Source organism: Pseudoxanthomonas sacheonensis (assembly GCF_010093305.1).
Taxonomy (GTDB): domain Bacteria; phylum Pseudomonadota; class Gammaproteobacteria; order Xanthomonadales; family Xanthomonadaceae; genus Pseudoxanthomonas_A; species Pseudoxanthomonas_A sacheonensis.
In genome coordinates this window covers 79,817-98,181 of the sequence record NZ_PDWS01000002.1, presented here as the reverse complement: position 1 = coordinate 98,181, position 18,365 = coordinate 79,817, and the positions used below count along the sequence as shown (strand labels likewise).

At 63.4% G+C, this 18,365-nt stretch carries 14 protein-coding genes and 1 pseudogene; 8 read left to right on the top strand and 7 right to left on the bottom strand.

Features of this window, described 5'->3' with window-relative positions; translation table 11 throughout:
* The first annotated feature begins 26 nt into the window (after positions 1-26).
* The 3 genes from lysS to CSC73_RS02390 all read left to right on the top strand — a co-directional run bounded on the left by lysS (position 27) and on the right by CSC73_RS02390 (position 5,154).
* Positions 27-1,550, top strand: a complete 1,524-nt coding sequence (gene lysS, locus CSC73_RS02400) for a lysine--tRNA ligase (protein WP_163838866.1) — start codon at positions 27-29, stop codon at positions 1,548-1,550.
* 292 nt (positions 1,551-1,842) lie between these two features.
* Positions 1,843-2,982 carry a cyclic di-GMP phosphodiesterase response regulator RpfG gene (rpfG, locus tag CSC73_RS02395; RefSeq protein ID WP_163838865.1) on the top strand — a complete coding sequence of 380 codons (1,140 nt, stop codon included), beginning with the start codon at positions 1,843-1,845 and terminating at the stop codon, positions 2,980-2,982.
* A 3-nt stretch (positions 2,983-2,985) separates the two neighbouring features.
* The gene (locus CSC73_RS02390; RefSeq protein WP_163838864.1) at positions 2,986-5,154 is read left to right on the top strand and encodes an ATP-binding protein; all 2,169 of its coding nucleotides are present in this window, start codon (positions 2,986-2,988) and stop codon (positions 5,152-5,154) included.
* A gap of 78 nt (positions 5,155-5,232) precedes the next feature.
* Here the strand turns inward: CSC73_RS02390 and CSC73_RS02385 are convergent, their stop codons facing one another.
* Both CSC73_RS02385 and CSC73_RS02380 read right to left on the bottom strand, forming a co-directional pair.
* The gene (locus CSC73_RS02385; RefSeq protein ID WP_163838863.1) at positions 5,233-6,102 is read right to left on the bottom strand and encodes a crotonase/enoyl-CoA hydratase family protein; all 870 of its coding nucleotides are present in this window, start codon (positions 6,100-6,102) and stop codon (positions 5,233-5,235) included.
* Between the two features lie 276 nt (positions 6,103-6,378).
* On the bottom strand, positions 6,379-8,058 hold the full coding sequence (locus CSC73_RS02380; RefSeq protein ID WP_163838862.1) for a long-chain fatty acid--CoA ligase: 1,680 nt from the start codon (positions 8,056-8,058) through the stop codon (positions 6,379-6,381).
* A gap of 157 nt (positions 8,059-8,215) precedes the next feature.
* Here CSC73_RS02380 and CSC73_RS02375 point away from each other — a divergent pair, with 157 nt between their 5' ends.
* Complete coding sequence (locus CSC73_RS02375) at positions 8,216-8,626, top strand: nuclear transport factor 2 family protein (RefSeq protein ID WP_163838861.1); 411 nt, start codon at positions 8,216-8,218, stop codon at positions 8,624-8,626.
* 172 nt (positions 8,627-8,798) lie between these two features.
* Here the strand turns inward: CSC73_RS02375 and acnA are convergent.
* A pseudogene (gene acnA / locus CSC73_RS02370) lies at positions 8,799-11,510 on the bottom strand (aconitate hydratase AcnA); the annotation flags it as partial.
* A 219-nt stretch (positions 11,511-11,729) separates the two neighbouring features.
* Here acnA and CSC73_RS02365 point away from each other — a divergent pair.
* Genes CSC73_RS02365 through acnB form a run of 3 tightly spaced genes read left to right on the top strand, consistent with a single transcriptional unit; the run spans position 11,730 to position 15,016 of the window.
* Positions 11,730-11,975, top strand: coding sequence for an AbrB/MazE/SpoVT family DNA-binding domain-containing protein (locus CSC73_RS02365; protein WP_162312898.1), 246 nt, complete (start codon positions 11,730-11,732; stop codon positions 11,973-11,975).
* A 12-nt stretch (positions 11,976-11,987) separates the two neighbouring features.
* Complete coding sequence (locus CSC73_RS02360) at positions 11,988-12,389, top strand: type II toxin-antitoxin system VapC family toxin (protein ID WP_093280102.1); 402 nt, start codon at positions 11,988-11,990, stop codon at positions 12,387-12,389.
* 41 nt (positions 12,390-12,430) lie between these two features.
* Positions 12,431-15,016, top strand: a complete 2,586-nt coding sequence (gene acnB / locus CSC73_RS02355) for a bifunctional aconitate hydratase 2/2-methylisocitrate dehydratase (protein WP_163838859.1) — start codon at positions 12,431-12,433, stop codon at positions 15,014-15,016.
* A gap of 219 nt (positions 15,017-15,235) precedes the next feature.
* Here the strand turns inward: acnB and hflD are convergent, their stop codons facing one another.
* The 4 genes from hflD to CSC73_RS02335 are packed head-to-tail and all read right to left on the bottom strand — an operon-like array spanning position 15,236 to position 17,927.
* A complete protein-coding gene (gene hflD / locus CSC73_RS02350) occupies positions 15,236-15,847 on the bottom strand; it encodes a high frequency lysogenization protein HflD (protein ID WP_211840791.1) in 612 nt (203 codons plus the stop codon).
* Complete coding sequence (gene mnmA / locus CSC73_RS02345; protein ID WP_163838857.1) at positions 15,844-16,962, bottom strand: tRNA 2-thiouridine(34) synthase MnmA; 1,119 nt, start codon at positions 16,960-16,962, stop codon at positions 15,844-15,846. The genes hflD and mnmA overlap by 4 nt, the downstream gene beginning before the upstream one ends.
* A complete protein-coding gene (locus CSC73_RS02340) occupies positions 16,959-17,420 on the bottom strand; it encodes an NUDIX hydrolase (RefSeq protein WP_163838856.1) in 462 nt (153 codons plus the stop codon). Before CSC73_RS02340 ends, mnmA begins: the two co-directional genes overlap by 4 nt.
* The gene (locus CSC73_RS02335) at positions 17,421-17,927 is read right to left on the bottom strand and encodes a YbjN domain-containing protein (protein WP_246197288.1); all 507 of its coding nucleotides are present in this window, start codon (positions 17,925-17,927) and stop codon (positions 17,421-17,423) included. It abuts the gene before it with no gap.
* Between the two features lie 70 nt (positions 17,928-17,997).
* Between CSC73_RS02335 and clpS the strand changes: the two genes are divergently transcribed.
* Positions 17,998-18,318 (top strand): ATP-dependent Clp protease adapter ClpS, encoded by a 321-nt coding sequence (gene clpS, locus CSC73_RS02330; RefSeq protein ID WP_163838855.1) that lies wholly within the window; start codon positions 17,998-18,000, stop codon positions 18,316-18,318.
* The last annotated feature ends 47 nt before the right edge of the window (positions 18,319-18,365 follow it).

Here is an 18,365-nt window from a genome sequence, read left to right as displayed (position 1 = left end):
TCCTTCCATAGCCGAAACCCGCCTCCATGACCGATCCGACTTCCGCGCTGCCGCTTCCCGTCGACGAGAACAGCCTCATCGCCGAGCGCCGCGCGAAACTCACGGCCCTGCGCGCGCAGGGCATCGCCTTTCCCAACGACTTCCGCCGACTCGACTACGCCGGCGACCTGCAGGCGCAGTACGCCGACGCCGAAGTGTGGACCTCCGAAGCGCTGGAAGCGGCCGACCGCGTAGTGAAAGTCGCCGGCCGGCTGATGGCCAAGCGGGTCATGGGCAAGGCCAGCTTCGCCCAGATCCAGGACGAATCGGGGCGCGTGCAGCTGTTCCTGCAATCCAACACGCTGGGCGGGGTCTACGACGCCTTCAAGGGCTGGGACGTGGGCGACATCGTCGGCGTGGAGGGCGGTCTGACCCGCACCCGCACCGGCGAACTGTCGATCAAGGTTTCCGCGCTGCGCCTGCTGACCAAGTCGCTGCGTCCGCTGCCGGACAAGTGGCACGGCCTTTCGGACGTGGAACAACGCTACCGCCAGCGCTACGTCGATCTGATCGTGACGCCGGAAGCGCGCGAAGTCTTCATCAAGCGTTCCAAGATCATCCGCGCCATCCGCGAATGGCTGGACGCGCGCCGCTTCCTGGAAGTGGAGACGCCGATGATGCATTACATCCCCGGCGGCGCGGCGGCCAAACCGTTCACCACCCACCACAACGCGCTGGGCCTGGATCTGTATCTGCGGGTCGCCCCAGAACTGTATCTCAAGCGTCTGGTCGTGGGCGGCATGGAGCGCGTCTACGAGATCAACCGCAACTTCCGCAACGAAGGCGTCAGCACCCGCCACAACCCCGAATTCACCATGCTGGAGTTGTACGAGGCCTACGCCACCTACAACGAGATCATGGACCTGACCGAAGGCGTGATCCGCGACGTGGCCCACGCAGTGCTGGGCACCGGCCAGATGACGTGGGACGGCGAACGGATCGATCTGGACCCGGCTTTCCGGCGCTGGCGCATGGACGAAGCGGTGCGCCACCACAACCCGGAAATCAGCCTGGCCGACTGCACCGACCGCCAAGCCCTGGTCCGCCATTGCGAACGCCTGAAGATCCACGTCAAGCCCGGCTACGGCTGGGGCAAGCTGCTGCTGGAAATCTTCGAGAAGACGGTCGAACACCATCTGGTCCAGCCGACCTTCATCACCGACCATCCGGTCGAGGTCTCGCCGCTGGCCCGCGCCAACGACGATGAGCCCGGCTACACCGACCGTTTCGAGTTGTTCGTCAACGGCAAGGAGCTGGCCAACGGCTTCTCCGAGCTCAACGATCCCGAGGACCAAGCGGCCCGTTTCCTGGCCCAGGTCGAAGCCAAGGAGGGTGGGGACGACGAAGCCATGCACTTCGATGCCGACTACATCCGGGCCCTGGAAGTGGGACTGGCGCCCACCGGCGGGCTGGGTATCGGCATAGACCGGCTGGTGATGCTGCTGACCGGGTCCGATTCGATCCGCGACGTCCTGCTGTTCCCGTACATGCGCCCCGAAAGCACGGGCTGAAGCGCTTCCAAGTGACGCCGTTGGGCAGCTTTTGCCCGCCGATCCCGACCTGAGGCGCCCTGCGTCCTTGGCCGGACCGGCGTTGCGAGCACGGGCGCGGCCAATAAATATGAACTCCGTCACACTTTCAGACCGGGATGTTCAGATACCCAAAGTGGCACGGTTTCTGCGTTATTCCGGCTAAAGACAGGACTTTTCGCGCGCTCCCCCGAACACGCGGGCGAGAAGTCTCCCAGTTCCGAAGCACCGGTATATTCGTCGCCAAGACGTGTTGGCCGGTAGGAGTCGAACAATGCTAGATGCCAGCAGGGTCTACACCGGAGTATCCTCACAGGACAGCCACGTCACGTGGCCCAATGGGGTTGGAAACGGCTTGGATATCGTCATCGTGGACGATCAAACTTCAGCGCGGACGATGCTGCGCCATGTCATCGAGGACATCGCCTCGGAATTGTCCGTGCACGATTTCGGCGATCCTTCGGTGGCGTTGGCCTGGTGCGAAGCCAATCGTACGGATCTGCTGCTGCTGGATTACCGCATGCCCGGCATGGACGGGCTGGAATTCGCGCGCCGCTTCCGGCGCCTGCCGATGCACCGGGATATACCGATCATCCTGATCACCGTGGTCGGCGACGAGCCGATCCGCCAGGCTGCGCTGGAAGCGGGCGTCATCGACTTCCTGGTCAAGCCCGTGCGTCCGCGCGAGCTGCGCGCCCGCTGCCGCAACCTGCTGCAGCTTCGCCAGCAGAGCGAGAACATCAAACAGCGCGCCATGTCGCTGGAACAGCGGCTGCTTTCCAGCATGCACGAAGTGGAGGAGCGCGAACGCGAGACGCTCTCGCGGCTGGCGCGCGCCATCGAATACCGGGACAGCGGCACCAGCGCCTATCTGGAACGCATGGCCCATGTCGCCGGCCTGATCGCCGAACAGCTCGGCCTGCCCGAGGACGAAGTGCGCGCCATCGAGATGGCCGCGCCGTTGCACGACATGGGCAAGATCGCCATTCCCGATTCGGTGCTGATGAAGCCCGGACCGTTGACCGAGGAAGAAACCGAGGTCATGCGCCGGCATCCGCGCATCGGCCACGAACTGCTCAGCGGCAGCCACAACCGCTTCATCCAGGCGGGCGCCGTCATCGCGCTGCGCCACCACGAGCGCTACGACGGCAGCGGCTATCCCGATGGCCTGAAGGGCGATGCGATCCCGCTGGAAGCCAGGATCGTGGCCGTCGCCGATGTATTCGACGCGCTGATCTCGCCGCGCCCGTACAAGAAGGCATGGGACCGGGATGCGGCGCTGGCGTATCTGTACGCGCAGCGCGGCCGCCTGTTCGATCCGGCTTGCGTGGATGCGCTGGGCCGCGGCCGCGCAAGGCTCGACGATATCTGCGACCAGTTCTCCACCGTCCACGTCCGCCCGGGCATGCAGTAAGCCATGAACGCCTTGACGACCTGGGTCAGGAGCCGGCTCTCCAACCGCCCCGACAGCGAACACGGTCAGGCCATCGTCCGCCTGAGCCTGATAACGCTGATCCTGGCCTATGCGTTGTTGCCGTCTTCCCGCCAGATGCTCGGCGCCCGCGAGTATTCGGTCGTGTTGACGATCGTGCTTTCGGGCCTGGCCAACGGCATCGCCATCGTCGCCTGGCTGCTTGCCAGTCCCGGCAAGTCCGGCCCGCGCCGGGCGTTGGGCATGGTGGCAGATTACGGGCTGCTGGCCGCAGCCATGATCGGCATGGGCGAGCCGCTTGCCTGGGCCTATATCGTGCTGATGTGGGTCACCGTGGGCAACGGTCTGCGTTACGGCAACCGTTACCTGGTCATCGCAGTGGCGATGGCCTGCGCCAGTTTCGCCGTGGTGCTGGTGACGAGCGATTACTGGGTGCAGAACCGCACGCTGGGCATCGGTTTGCTGCTGGGCCTGATCGCCGTGCCCATGTACTTGTCCGGGTTGCTGCGCCAGTTGACCCGCGCTACCGAGGAAGCCCATCGCGCCAACGAGGCCAAGAGCCGCTTCCTGGCCAACATGAGCCACGAATTCCGCACGCCCTTGAATGGCCTGTCGGGCATGTCGGAACTGTTGGCCACCACCCAACTGGACAGCGAACAGCGCGAATGCCTGTCCACCATCCAGGCCTCGACCCGCAGCATGCTGGCGCTGGTGGAGGACGTGCTGGACATCTCTGCGATCGAGGCGGGCAAGCTGAAGCTCGACGTCGTCGAATTCTCGCCACAGGAACTGATCGACAGCATCGGCATGATCCTGTTGCCGCAGGCGCGCGGCAAGCAGCTCAACTACGAAGCGCGCATCGATTCGGACGTGCCTTCCAAATTGCGCGGCGACATCCGCCATCTGCGCCAGGTGCTGCTGAATCTGGCCGGCAATGCGGTCAAGTTCACCAATACCGGCTCCGTGCGGCTGGAAGTCAAGCTGGTCCCCAGCCACGACGACAAGATCAATCTGCGTTTCATCGTCACCGATACCGGCATCGGCATTCCCGCCAGCGTGCGCGCTCGGCTTTTCGAGGCCTTCGAACAAGCCGACGTCAGCCTGTCGCGGCGCTATGGCGGCACCGGCCTGGGCACCACGATCGCCAAGGGCCTTACCGAGGCAATGGGCGGCAGCATCGGCTTCGAAAGCGCCGAGCACCGCGGCAGCAGTTTCTGGGTCGAGCTGCCGTTCGAAGCGGTGCAGACCGTCAAGGCGCCGGTGGTTCCGGCGTGGATCGAGGAACAGGAACAGCACAGCGCGGAAAACATCATCGCGTTCTCCGATCCGTTCCTGCGCCACCGCGCGCGCGTGCGCAGCCTGCAGATCCTGGTCGCCGACGACCACGAAGCCAACCGCATGGTCGTCCAGCGTCTGCTGCAGAAAGCGGGGCACCGGGTGGTCTGCGTGAACGGAGGCGAGGAAGTGCTGGACGCGCTGGAAATCGCCGACTACGACACCGTCATCGTCGATCTGCATATGCCCGGCATCAGCGGCCTGGATCTGTTGAAGCAGTTGCGCATCATGGAAGCCGGCGGCGGGCCGCGCACGCCGGTGCTGGTATTGAGCGCCGACGTCACCCCGGATGCCATCTCGCGCTGCGAACAAGCGGGTGCGCGCGCCTTCCTGGCCAAGCCGATCGTGGCCACGCGCTTGCTCGACGTGCTGGCGGAAATCGCCCTCAACGGCCGCGTTACCGCTCCGGTCCAGACCGACAGGCCGCAGCTGCCGGTTTCGGACAACGTGCTGGATCCGAGCGTGCTCAACGAACTCAGCGTGCTGGGCATGGGCGACGCGTTCGAGCGCGAGTTCATCCAGCAGTGCCTCAACGATGCCGAGGGCTGCCTGGGCGCCATGGCCCATGCGATGGAAAGCGGCGACGGCGCGCATCTGCGCGAACATGCGCATGCGCTGAAAGGCGTGGCCAGCAACCTCGGTCTGGTCAAGCTCGCGGCCGCTAGCGGCGAGCTGATGCAAGCCAGCGACAAGCAGATCGCGACCGAATGGCGTCAGCGGCTTGCGATGTTGAACACAAGCCTCAGCCAGGGACGCGCGGCGTTGGAAGCGCGCGGACGTATGCGCGACGGCGCCGAGAAGGGCAGCGATCGTTCCTGACGGCTGCGCAAGGCAGCCGTTTCGACTTTTCCCCCTGTGGTCTAGTCCTTTAGAGGCGCGCTCCGGAACTCAGCCGTCTCAGGCGGCACGCGCGGAAGCGCGCCTTTCCTGGGCGCGAACGATCCGCTCCATCATCTTCAGCGACTTGTCGCCCAGCGCCAGCGCGGTGTCCACCCAGACCTCGGTGATGCGCATGAGTTCGTCGTAGCCGACCGGCTGCGCCAGATTGCGGCAAGCGTTCATGGCCAGGTAGGCATGCGAGGAACGCTGCTGCTTGTTGATCAATTCCTGCACCGCCGATGCGCCCTGGCCCTTGGGAACCAGCACATCCACCACGCCCATGCGGTACATCTCGTCGCTGCTGAAGATATTGCCTTCGAGGATGATTTTTTCCGCCAGCTGCGGCGACATGCGCTTGCACAGGAAAGAGTAGGCGCCCATGCCCGGGAACAGGCCGAACAGCACTTCCGGCAGGCCCATGTCCACGCCTTCTTCGGCCACGATGGTGTGGCAGGACAGCGCGATTTCCAAGCCGCCGCCCAACGCGTCGCCCTGGATCAGGGCGATGGTGCGGACATCTCCGCCCAGGCCCGTGTTGAGGTGGTACACGCCATCGATGCAGCGGCGCGCGTAGCTGAGCAAGCGGTCGCGATTGCCTTCGCGGATCAAATGCGAGAACAGCGCCAGATCGCCGCCGAGATTGAATGCGGAACCTTCCGATGCGACCACCAGATGGCGCAACTTGCCCGACTGGCGCTGCGACTCGCGAAGGGTGATGGAATTCATGAAGCTGAGCACATCGTCGAGCATCTGGCTGTGGAAGCAGGGGCGAACGCCAGGAGCGGCCTCCGCATGCATGTACATCCAGTGGCTGTCGCCATTCGGCTCGGAATCGACGCGAAGGGTCTGGTAGGGGCGGCTGCGCAGCAGTTTTTCGACATTGCTCATTTTGGGATCCTCGGCTTGATTGCGTTGTAAGGGAAGCTATGGGGGGTGGACGGTCTGGTGGTCAAGGGTAGTGGCCGGGGCCGATGCTACACCTGAACACTCCGTTAAAAACCCCTTCCGGCGCTGTGAAGAGCTTGTGTAAGGGAGGATTAACCTTGCTGTTGCAAAAAGCGTGACATGCGTCATAAAAATCAGAAAAATAGTCCGCGCAGGGGCCCGCTCGGGGCAAAAAAAAGGCCGGCGTGGGCCGGCCTTGGGTTGGAACCGGATGCGGGCTTACCGCGGAGAGGGGCCGCGCAGCTCCTTGCGGAGGATCTTGCCGACGTTCGTCTTGGGCAGCTCGGTACGGAATTCGACCAGTTTGGGTTGTTTGTACCCGGTCAGATTCTCGCGGCAATAGGCTTTGATCTGGTCGGCGGTGAGGGACGGATCCTTCTTCACCACGAATACCTTGACCGCCTCGCCCGATTTCTCGTCGGGCACGCCGATGGCGGCCACTTCGAGCACTCCCTCCATGCTGGCGATGACGTCCTCCACCTCGTTGGGATACACATTGAAACCGGATACCAGAATCATGTCCTTCTTGCGATCGACGATGTAGAAGAACCCGTTTTCGTCCATCTTGGCCATGTCGCCGGTGTGCAACCAGCCATCGGCGTCGATCACGTTGGCGGTCTCTTCCGGACGCTGCCAGTAACCCTTCATCACCTGCGGGCCCTTGATGCACAGTTCGCCCACTTCACCCAGTACGGTAAGGGTCGCGCCATCGTCGTCCTTCAGGCATACGTCGGTGGAAGGAATAGGCAGGCCGATGGCGCCGTTGTAGTCCTTCAGGTCCATCGGATTGATGCACGCCGCCGGCGAGGTTTCGGTCAGGCCATAAGCTTCCACCAGGGTTACGCCGGTCACTTTCTTCCATTTTTCCGCGACCGCGCGCTGTACGGCCATGCCGCCGCCCAGAGTCATCTTGAGGTTGGAGAAGTCGACCTGATCGAAGCCCGGGGTATTGAGCAGACCGTTGAACAGCGTGTTGACGCCGGTGATGGCGGTGAAGCGCGTCTTCTGCAGTTCCTTGACGAAACCCGGCATGTCGCGCGGATTGCTGATCAAGTGGTTGAGCCCGCCCAGTTTCATGAAGACCAGGCCGTTGGCCGTCAACGCGAAGATGTGGTACAGCGGCAGCGCGGTGATGATGACTTCGTTGCCGTGGTTCAGCTCGGTGCCCACCCATACGCCGGCTTGCTGCATGTTGGCCACCAGGTTGCGGTGGGTCAGCATGGCGCCCTTGGAAACGCCGGTGGTGCCGCCGGTGTACTGCAGGAAAGCGATATCTTCGCTGTCGATGTCTATCTCGGGCAGCCGGTGCATCCGGCCCAGGGTCAACGCATCCTTGAAGCGGACCGCTCCGGCGATGTCGTAGTCCGGAATCATCTTCTTCACGTACTTCAGCACGAAGTTGACGATGGCGCCCTTGGGAAAGCCGACCAGATCGCCCAGCCCGGTGGTGATGACCTGCTTCAGCGGCGTGTCGGCCACCACTTCCTGTACGGTGTGGCCGAAATTGTCCACCACCACCAGCGCGCTGGCGCCCGAGTCGATCAGCTGGTGCTTGAGTTCGCGCGCGGTGTACATCGGGTTGACGTTCACCACGGTCAATCCTGCGCGCAGGATGCCGAAGATGGCGATAGGGTATTGCAGGCAGTTGGGCGCCATGATGGCGACGCGGTCGCCTTTCTTCAGCTTCAACTCGCCGAGCAGGTAGGCCGCGAAATGGCGGCTGAGCACCTCTATTTCGCTGTAGGTCAGGGTCTTGCCGAAGTTGGAGAATGCCGGGCGGTCATTGAAATTCTTGACTGCTGTTTCGAATACCGAAACGATCGAGCGGTATTCGTCCAGATCGATTTCATGCGGCACGCCTTGCGGATAATTCTTGAACCACGGACGATCCTGACTCATGTTTCACTCCCTCCCCAGGGCCTTGTTTGGTCCGGCACATGCGAAGAGCAAGTGTCCGTTTGTGGGGTTCCACGATACGAGCATACCGTCCCGGATGGAAAAGGCGAAGACATTGGAATCGAGACTGCGGACCTTTCGGCGGCTGGTCCGAACCGGCTTGCTGCTGCTGGCTCTGGCGGCACTGGCCGCTTGCGCGCGCGACACCCCGGAAACGGCGCTGCGCGCGCAATTGCAGCGCATGCAGACTGCGGCGACCGAGCGCAGAGCAGGGGATTTCATGGAAGGCGTGTCTGCCGATTTCATCGGAAACGATGGAATGGATCGTGCTGCATTGCACAATCTAATGCGGGCGCAGGTATTGGGCAATTCGACGATAGGCGTAACCATCGGACCGGTCGAATTCGAAGAGAAATCGGGCCAGGCCACTTTGCGCTTCACGGCGCTGCTGACCGGAAGCCAGGGTCGCTTCATTCCCGATAGCGCGCAGACTTATTCCATCACCACCGGCTGGCGCCTGGAAGACGGCCAATGGCGTGTTTACTACGCGCAATGGAAGCCAAACCCGTAACCAGGAACCAGGAACCAGGAACCCGTCACCGTAGGTCGGGGCTACGCCCCCGACGTGCGGCAATCGATATCTCATGCGTCGGGGACGTAGCCCCGACCTACGCAGCCTTTCTGGCCGCCAACTGGCGCAGCACGTAGTGCAGCAAGCCGCCGTTGCGGAAGTACTCCACTTCCTTGGGCGTGAGCAACAGCACCTTGGCGTCGAACTTCAGCATGCTGCCGTCCGCGCGGGTCGCGGTGAGCGTGGCAAGTTTGCCGGCGCCATCCTGCAGGCCGGTGATGTCGAAGGTTTCCGACCCGTCCAGCCCCAGCGTCTGCGCGTTCTCGCCGTCCTTGAACTGCAGGGGCAGCACGCCCATGCCCACCAGGTTGGAACGGTGGATGCGCTCGAAACTTTCCGCGACCACCGCCTTGACCCCGAGCAGGTTGGTGCCTTTGGCGGCCCAGTCGCGCGAGGATCCGGTGCCGTATTCCTTGCCGGCGAACACCACCAGCGGCACCCCGTCGGCTTTGTACTTCATGGCCGCATCGTAGATCGCCATCTTTTCGCCGGTTGGGTTTTTACCGCTGAAATAAAGCGTATTTCCGCCTTCCTCGCCGCCGAACATCAGGTTCTTGATGCGGATGTTGGCGAAGGTGCCGCGCACCATCACATCGTCGTTGCCGCGGCGCGAGCCGTAGCTGTTGAAGTCGGCCGGCTGCACGCCGCGTTGCTGCAGGAAACGGCCTGCGGGCGAGTCCTTCTTGATGTTGCCGGCCGGCGAGATGTGGTCGGTGGTGATGGAATCGCCGAACAGGCCCAGCACGCGCGCGCCCCGCACATCGTCGATGGTGCCCACGTGCATGGTCATGCCGTCGAAGTAAGGCGGATTCTTGATGTAGGTGGACGATTCGTCCCACGCGTAGGACTCGCCATCGGGCGATTCGATTGAGGCCCAGCGCGAGTCGCCCTTGAACACGTCCGCGTAGTTCTGCGCGAACAGTTCGGGTCCCACCGTGGCCGCGATGGCGTCGCCGATTTCCTTGTTGCTGGGCCAGATGTCGCGCAGGTAGACGTCCTTGCCGTCGGTTCCTTTGCCCAACGGCTGCGTGGTCAGATCGATGTTGACCGTGCCGGCGATGGCGTAGGCCACCACCAGCGGCGGCGAGGCCAGGTAGTTGGCTTTCACTTCCGGGTGTACGCGGCCTTCGAAGTTGCGGTTGCCGGACAGCACCGAAGCCACCACCAGGTCGTTTTCGGCGATGCCCTTGGAAACCGCGTCCGGCAACGGTCCGGAGTTGCCGATGCAGGTGGTGCAGCCGTAGCCGACCACGTAGAAACCCAGTTTTTCCAGCGGATCCAGCACGCCGGCCTTCTTCAGGTAGTCGGTCACCACCAGCGAGCCGGGGCCGAGCGAAGTCTTCACCCATGGTGCCGATTTCAGGCCCTTGGCCAAGGCGTTTCGCGCCAGCAGGCCGGCGCCCAGCATTACCGCCGGATTGGAGGTGTTGGTGCAGGAAGTGATCGCGGCGATGACCACCGAGCCATCGTTGAGCTCGGCGTCCTGGTCCTGGATGAAGATCTTGGAAATCGGTTTGGCGGCCAGATGTTCGGCCTGCGGCTGTCCGCCGCCTTCGGCGACCAAACGTTCGATACTGCCGTTCTTCGGTTTGCGGTTGGCGATCAACGGAGCCAGGTTTTCCACGAAGTTCGCGTGCACTTCCTCCAGCAGCACGCGATCCTGCGGGCGCTTCGGTCCGGCCATCGACGGCCGGACTCCGGTCATGTCCAGGTGCAGGGTCGCCGAATAAGTCGCTTCCTGCTGCCCAGGTTCATGCCACAGTCCCTGGGCCTTGGCATAGCTTTCGACGAGCGAGACCAGTTCGGCGGGGCGGCCGGAAAGGCGCAGGTAAGTCAGCGATTCGGAATCGATAGGGAAAATGCCGCAGGTTGCGCCGTATTCCGGGGCCATGTTGGCGATGGTGGCGCGGTCGGCCAGGGGCAAGTGCTGCAGGCCGTCGCCGAAGAATTCGACGAATTTCCCGACCACCCCGAACTTGCGCAGCATCTGGGTGACGGTCAGCACCAGATCCGTGGCGGTGGCGCCTTCGGGAAGCTTGCCGGTCAGTTTGAAACCCACCACCTGCGGAATCAGCATGGACGACGGCTGGCCCAGCATCGCCGCCTCGGCCTCGATACCGCCCACGCCCCAGCCCAGCACGCCGATGCCGTTGATCATGGTGGTGTGCGAATCGGTGCCGAATACCGTATCCGGGAACGCCAGCAGTTCGCCGTCCACTTCGCGCTCCATCACCACGCGGGCCAGGTTCTCCAGGTTCACCTGGTGCACGATGCCGGTGTTGGGCGGCACCACCTTGAAGTTGCCGAAGGACTTCTGGCCCCAGCGCAGGAAGCTGTAGCGTTCCTTGTTGCGTTCGAATTCGATCTTGCCGTTGAGGTCCAGCGCGTCGGCGCGGCCGAACACATCCACTTGCACGGAGTGGTCGATGACCAGTTCGGAGGGAATCAGCGGATTGATCTGGCTGGCCTTGCCGCCCAATTTTCCCACCGCATCGCGCATGGCGGCCAGATCGACCACGCAGGGCACGCCGGTGAAATCCTGCAGCACCACCCGCGCCGGCATGAAGGCGATTTCGGTGTCCGGCTCGCGGGTCGCGTCCCATTGCGCCACTGCTTGGATATGCTCCTTGCCCACGGTCATGCCGCCGTCTTCATGGCGCAGCAGGTTCTCCAGCAGGATCTTCATGGAGTAGGGCAGACGGGCGAACGCCTGTCCCGGGCTCGATCCGGGGTCGAAGTGCTGGGCCAGTTTGGGCAGGCTGAAGTAGGTGTAGGACTTGCCATTGACCTGTAGAGAGGTGCGGGTGGCGAAGGAATCACTCATCGGGAGGCTCCTGTAGCTGGGGGAGGGCGCGACTGGCGCTTGCTGCGGATGTCAGACCGTCATACCGCGTCGACCGTTCAGTGATTATCCCCAATCGGGGCGTCATCCACCTTACGACCAATGCAGGTCGGGGGCGTAGCCCCGACCTACAGCCAGTATGCGCGCTTGAGTATGGATAATAAAGTACGTATTATTGCGGCATACCTGAGGAGCATGCCGATGGAAGCGACCGTCGCCGAACGTGGCCAGATCACCCTGCCCAAGGCAGTGCGCGATGCCCTGGGTCTCACCAAGGGCAGCATACTGAAAGTCGAACTCGAGAACGGCCGCATCGTTCTGCGCAAGAGCGTGGACGATGCGATTTCCCGCGCGCGCGGCCGCTTCAAGTTGGACGGCTTCGAGTCCACCGACGAGGCCATGCGCGCCATCCGCGGGCGCGCGCCCGGCGATCCGCTGGATCCCTGAGACGGCCTTGTCATGATCGCCATAGATTCTTCCGTGCTGGTGGACTTGCTGGCCGACGGCCCGCAGGCCGACGCCGCCGAAGCCTGCCTGCGCCAGTGCCTGAGCAACGGGCCTGTGGTGGTCTGCGACGTGGCGCTGGCCGAAGTCTGCAGCGCTTTGCGCGATGGCTCCGAGGCCCTGAGCGTGCTGGAGGAAATGAGCATCCGCTTCAATGCCCTGGAAGCCAAATCTGCGTTGCGCGCCGGCGAAATGCAGCGGCGCTACCGCCAGCGCGGCGGCGCCCGTAGCCGCGCGGTTCCCGATTTCCTGATCGGTGCTCACGCACTGCTGCAGTGCGATGGACTGATCACCCGCGACGACAGCTTCTATCGTGACTATTTCAAGGGCCTCAAGCTGATCGTTCCTGCAGCCTGAACCTTTTCCACACTTCAATCGATTCACCCGGAGACGTATCCATGCTTCAAGCCTACCGCCAACACGTTGCCGAACGCGCCGCGCTCGGAATTCCGCCGCTGCCGCTGTCCGCGCAACAGACTGCCGAGGTGATCGAACTGCTGAAGGCGCCGCCTGCGGGCGAAGAAGCCTTCCTGGTCGATCTGATCACCCATCGCGTACCGGCGGGCGTGGACGATGCGGCCAAGGTCAAGGCCTCGTATCTGGCGGCGGTGGCGTTCGGCAGCGAAAAGTGCGCGCTGATTTCCCGCGAACGCGCGACCGAACTGCTCGGCACCATGCTGGGCGGCTACAACATCCATCCGCTGGTGGAGCTGCTGGACGATGCGCAGCTGGGCGCCATCGCCGCCGAAGCGTTGAAGAAGACACTGCTGATGTTCGACGCCTTCCACGACGTCAAGGACAAGGCCGACGCCGGCAACGCCCACGCGCAGGGCGTGATCAAGAGCTGGGCCGAGGCCGAATGGTTCACCAGCCGCCCCGAAGTGCCGCAGAGCCTGACCGTGACCGTGCTGAAGGTGACCGGCGAGACCAACACCGACGATCTGTCGCCCGCGCCGGACGCCACCACGCGCCCGGATATCCCGCTGCACGCGCTGGCCATGCTCAAGAACAAGCGCGAAGGCATCACGCCCGAGGAAGACGGCAAGCGCGGCCCGGTGAAGTTCATCGAATCGTTGAAGGAAAAGGGCCATCTGGTCGCCTACGTGGGCGATGTGGTCGGCACCGGTTCCAGCCGCAAGTCCGCGACCAACTCGGTGCTGTGGTTCACCGGCGAGGACATTCCTTTCATCCCCAACAAGCGCTTCGGCGGCGTGTGCCTGGGCAGCAAGATCGCGCCTATTTTCTACAACACGATGGAAGACGCCGGCGCGCTGCCGATCGAACTCGACGTCACCCAGATGAACATGGGCGATGTGGTCGAACTGCGCCCGTACGAAGGCAAGGCGCTCAAGAACGGCGAAGTGATCGCCGAATTCCAGGTCAAGTCGGACGTGCTGTTCGACGAAGTGCGCGCCGGCGGCCGCATCCCGTTGATCATCGGCCGCGGCCTGACCGCCAAGGCGCGCGAAGCGCTGGGCCTGCCGCCGTCCACTTTGTTCCGCCTGCCGCAGGTGCCTGCCGATACTGGCAAAGGCTTCACACTGGCGCAGAAGATGGTAGGCCGCGCCTGCGGACTGCCGGAAGGGAAGGGCATGCGTCCGGGTACGTACTGCGAGCCGAAGATGACCTCAGTGGGTTCGCAGGACACCACCGGCCCGATGACGCGCGATGAATTGAAGGACCTTGCCTGCCTGGGCTTCAGCGCGGATCTGGTGATGCAGTCGTTCTGCCACACCGCCGCCTACCCGAAATCCGTGGACGTGAAAACGCACCACGAGCTGCCGGCCTTCATCAGCACGCGCGGCGGCATTCCGCTGCGTCCGGGCGACGGCATCATCCACAGCTGGCTCAACCGCATGCTGCTGCCCGATACCGTCGGCACCGGCGGCGACTCGCACACGCGCTTCCCGATCGGTATTTCGTTCCCCGCAGGCTCGGGTCTGGTCGCCTTCGCCGCGGCTACCGGCGTGATGCCGCTGGACATGCCCGAGTCGGTGCTGGTGCGTTTCAAAGGCGAATTGCAGCCCGGCGTGACTCTGCGCGATCTGGTCAACGCGATTCCGCTGTACGCCATCAAGTCCGGTCTGCTGACTGTGGCCAAGCAGGGCAAGAAGAACATCTTCTCCGGCCGCATTCTGGAGATCGAAGGCCTGCCCAACCTGAAAGTGGAGCAGGCGTTCGAACTGTCCGACGCCTCGGCCGAACGCTCCGCCGCCGGTTGCACCGTGCATTTGGACAAGGCGCCGATCATCGAATACATCAACAGCAACATCGTGATGCTGAAGTGGATGATCGCCGAGGGCTACCAGGACGTGCGTTCCATCACCCGCCGCATCAAGGCCATGGAAGCATGGCTGGCCGATCCGCAATTGCTGGAACGCGATGCCGATGCGGAATACGCCGCGATCATCGACATCGACCTGGCCGACGTGCACGAGCCCATCGTGGCCTGCCCGAACGATCCGGACGATGTGAAGACGCTGTCCGAAGTCGCAGGCGCACCGATCGAGGAAGTGTTCATCGGTTCCTGCATGACCAACATCGGCCACTTCCGTGCCGCGTCGAAACTGCTGGAAGGCAAGCGCGACATCCCCAGCAAACTGTGGGTGGCGCCGCCAACCAAGATGGACGCAGCCGAGCTGACCAAAGAAGGCCATTACGGCACCTTCGGCACCGCCGGCGCACGCATGGAAATGCCTGGCTGCTCGCTGTGCATGGGCAACCAGGCGCAAGTACGCGAAGGCGCCACCGTATTCTCGACCAGCACGCGCAACTTCCCCAACCGGTTGGGTAAGAACTCCAATGTGTACCTGGGTTCGGCGGAACTGGCTGCGATCTGCTCGCGCCTGGGGCGTATTCCCACCAAGGCCGAGTACATGGCCGACATGGGCGTGCTGAGCGCCAACGGCGCCGAGATCTACCGCTACATGAACTTCGACCAGATCGAGGACTACAAGGACGTAGCGGACACCGTAGCCGCCTGATCAAAAAAAAGCCCGGCCTGAGCCGGGTTTTTTCTTCTGTAGGAGCGGGCCCTGCCCGCGAGCTCTTGCCAAGATCGTAGGAGCGACGCAAGCCGCAAAGCCGTACACGAATGTTCGCGACTTACGTCGCTCCTACGATGCTTTCTTGAGCCATGTTTTGAGAGATCGTGGGCGGGCTGAGGCAAGAGCTCGCGGGCAGGACCCGCTCCTACAAGGGCTTTAGCGCAGCCACTCGCTGGCCGCATCGGCCATCGCACGGCGCGAGAACAGGAAATCCCAATAGCTGCCGCCGAGCTGCCGCCACAGTACCGCCGAACGCACCGCCGCCAGCAGAATGGCGCGGATCTCAGCCACCACGCCCGGCTGGCCCAGATAGTGGGGGTTTCCCTGCACCATCACGCGCGGACGCAGGTGGCTGATGGTGTCCGCGTACAACGCGCCCAATGCCGAAAGCACGTCCGGATGCGTGCTGCCGGCGGACTCGGCCTGGGCCGATATCTCGTTTATTCCGCTGGCCACCGCCGCCACGGTATTGGTTTCGCCCACGAAGCGCCTTTCCAGCTGCAATACCGCCAGCGCAAGGCGGGGCAGGCCGTCGTCGGCGGTTTCCTTGTTGAAATAATCGCGCAGCAGGCGCAAGCCGGGCACAAGATCGGCGGCACGTCCGTAGACGGCCTGCGGCGTATCGGCATCGATGCGGAACACGCTGTCCAGCACCGTCTGCACCGCGCTGGCGTCGGACTGCCCGGTCTCGGCGATGCGCCGCACCTGGGCCAGTGCCTGGACCAGGCCGGCCAAGGCCAGCACGCGTTCTGGAAGGGATCTGTTCAAGCTGCCTGCTCCGCTAATTTCTGTTCCAGGGGCGCGTTGGTGCGCGCGATCACCGCGCCGCCCAGGCATACGTCGTCCTGGTAAAGCACCACCGATTGTCCCGGGGTCACGGCCCGCTGGGGATTCGGAAAAACGACTTCCAATGCGCCGTCGCCCAGGACTTTCACACGGCAGGGTTCGTCTGCCTGCCGGTAGCGCGTCTGCGCCGTGCATTCGAACTCATCGGCCGGAGGATCTCCTGCCACCCAGTGCGCGGCTTCCGACCACAACGCCGTGGATTGCAGGTAAGGGCTCGCGGTGTCCTGATCCACGTACAGCACATTGCTGGCCACGTCCTTGCCCACCACATACCACGGCGCCGCCGCACGGCCGCGCACGCCGCCGATCTGCAGGCCTTCGCGCTGGCCGAGAGTGAAATAGAAAACGCCCGGATGCTCGCCGATCTTCTGCCCGCCGGGGTCCCGCATCTCGCCGGTCTTGGCGGGCAGATAGCGGCCGAGGAATTCGCGGAAATCGCGCTCGCCGATGAAGCAGATGCCGGTGGAATCCTTCTTGTCGTGGGTCGGCAATCCGGCCTGGCGGGCGATCTCCCGCAAATCCGATTTCTGCAGCCCGCCCACCGGGAACAAAGTGGCCGACAACTGGGCCTGGCCCAGCTGATGCAGGAAGTAGCTCTGGTCCTTGTTGCGGTCCACCGCGCGCAGCAGTTTGGCTACGCCACGTTCGTGGGCGATACGGGCGTAGTGGCCGGTGGCGATCTTCTCGGCGCCCAGTTCGCGCGCCGCATCCAGGAAATGCTTGAATTTCACTTCGCGGTTGCACAGCACGTCCGGGTTGGGCGTGCGGCCGGTGGCGTATTCGGCCAGGAAATGCGAGAACACGCCTTGCCAGTATTCGGCGGAAAAATCGCGGAAATGGAAGGGGATTCCCAGCTTTCCGCAGACCGCCACCGCATCCCGGCGATCTTCTTCCGCGCGGCAGTCACCACTGCCGTCGTCGGCCCAGTTCTGCATGAACAGCCCGGCGACCGGTTCGCCGGCTTGCGCCAGCTGCAGAGCGGCCACCGACGAATCGACGCCGCCCGATACGCCAACGATGACCCGCGGCGCGCTCATGCGATCTGCTGCAGCATCGACAGCGGCGAACGGCGTCCGGCCAGGTAATCCTGCACCACCTGCCAGACCAACGGGCTGCGGTGGCGCGCCCGCTGTTCCTGCAGTTCCGCAGGCGTCATCCACAACGCCTGCACGATGCCTTCATCCAGCTCGCGCGACGCGTCGTGGCTTAGCGGCTCGGCCGCAAAAGCGAAGCGTAGGTAATGCCGGTCGGTTTCGGCCTTCCACTGGTAGGCGCCGATGAATGCCGTCAACTTCACTTCCCAGCCGGTTTCTTCGCGGGTCTCGCGCAGGGCCGCTTCGGACAGGCTTTCATCCGGTTCCAGATGGCCGGCCGGCTGATTGAACACCAGCTTGCCCTGGGCCCGTTCCTCGACCATCAACAGGCGCCCGTCGCGCACCACCACGGTGGCCACGGTCACGTCCGGTTGCCAGAAACGGCCTTCGCGGTAACTCACTTACAGATCGTCCCGGCCGGGGGTGAGTTCGTTTTCCATCTCGTCGGCAAGCTTGATGGCCGCGTCGATGGCGTCGTCCAGCTCTTCCTTGCTGGCGTCGGATGGAATCTTGATCACGAACGTCGCGTTTTTCCCCTGTTTCACCCAGGCGCCCAGCTTGGCGATGTTAGAGGCCTCCAGCAGACGATTGGCCACAGGCCCAGGGAAGTCCTCGGTGGGCGATTCGTAGGCCGGCGACCAGACTTCGCGCACCGAGTGCTCGCCATAGGTCTCCACAGCGGACAGCACGTATACGATCTGGCTGCGGCCCTCGTCGCCGACTTCGAAGACCAGCTTGAAATCGTTGTCGTCGTCCAGTTCGTATTTGTAGCCAAGCTCCGTCAGCTGGGCCTTGATGCGCGCATCCGGAACGGTCCTTTCCGTTTCCTGGGCGGCCAGCGGCGAGGACATTGCCAGGCCGATACCGAGGGCCAGCGAGAGGGACTTGAGGGGCGATTTCCTGTGCAAGGCGGTTCTCCAGTGATTTCATGAATTGTGCGGGCAGCGATGCGGCCCGTCCAATCCGTATAATTCTCCCATGCCCCGCAATAACGAAAACGAACGCGACCACGGCGTATTGGTGGAAACCAGCAAGCCCGAGGTGGCGCGCCCGCCGCTGTACCAGGTACTGCTGCTCAACGACGACTACACGCCGATGGATTTCGTGGTGCTGGTGCTGCAGCAGTTTTTCGCCATGGATATCGAAAAAGCCACCCAGGTGATGCTGCACGTCCATACCAGGGGCCGCGGCGTCTGCGGGGTGTATACCCGTGAAGTGGCCGAATCCAAGGTCTCCCAGGTCAACGAATACGCACGGATGAGCCAGCACCCTTTGCTGTGCACGATGGAAAAGGCGTAAAAAGGGCGATACGAGGGGAGGGCAAAGGAGCAAAACGGTGGACTGCC

Coding starts and splice junctions, on each gene's coding strand:
- rpfG (WP_163838865.1), top strand. CDS start 1,843: ATGCTAGATGCCAGCAGGGTCTACACCGGAGTATCCTCACAGGACAGC.
- clpS (WP_163838855.1), top strand. CDS start 17,998: ATGCCCCGCAATAACGAAAACGAACGCGACCACGGCGTATTGGTGGAA.
- CSC73_RS02390 (WP_163838864.1), top strand. CDS start 2,986: ATGAACGCCTTGACGACCTGGGTCAGGAGCCGGCTCTCCAACCGCCCC.
- acnB (WP_163838859.1), top strand. CDS start 12,431: ATGCTTCAAGCCTACCGCCAACACGTTGCCGAACGCGCCGCGCTCGGA.
- lysS (WP_163838866.1), top strand. CDS start 27: ATGACCGATCCGACTTCCGCGCTGCCGCTTCCCGTCGACGAGAACAGC.
- mnmA (WP_163838857.1), bottom strand. CDS start 16,962: ATGAGCGCGCCGCGGGTCATCGTTGGCGTATCGGGCGGCGTCGATTCG.
- CSC73_RS02385 (WP_163838863.1), bottom strand. CDS start 6,102: ATGAGCAATGTCGAAAAACTGCTGCGCAGCCGCCCCTACCAGACCCTT.
- CSC73_RS02365 (WP_162312898.1), top strand. CDS start 11,730: ATGGAAGCGACCGTCGCCGAACGTGGCCAGATCACCCTGCCCAAGGCA.
- CSC73_RS02360 (WP_093280102.1), top strand. CDS start 11,988: ATGATCGCCATAGATTCTTCCGTGCTGGTGGACTTGCTGGCCGACGGC.
- CSC73_RS02380 (WP_163838862.1), bottom strand. CDS start 8,058: ATGAGTCAGGATCGTCCGTGGTTCAAGAATTATCCGCAAGGCGTGCCG.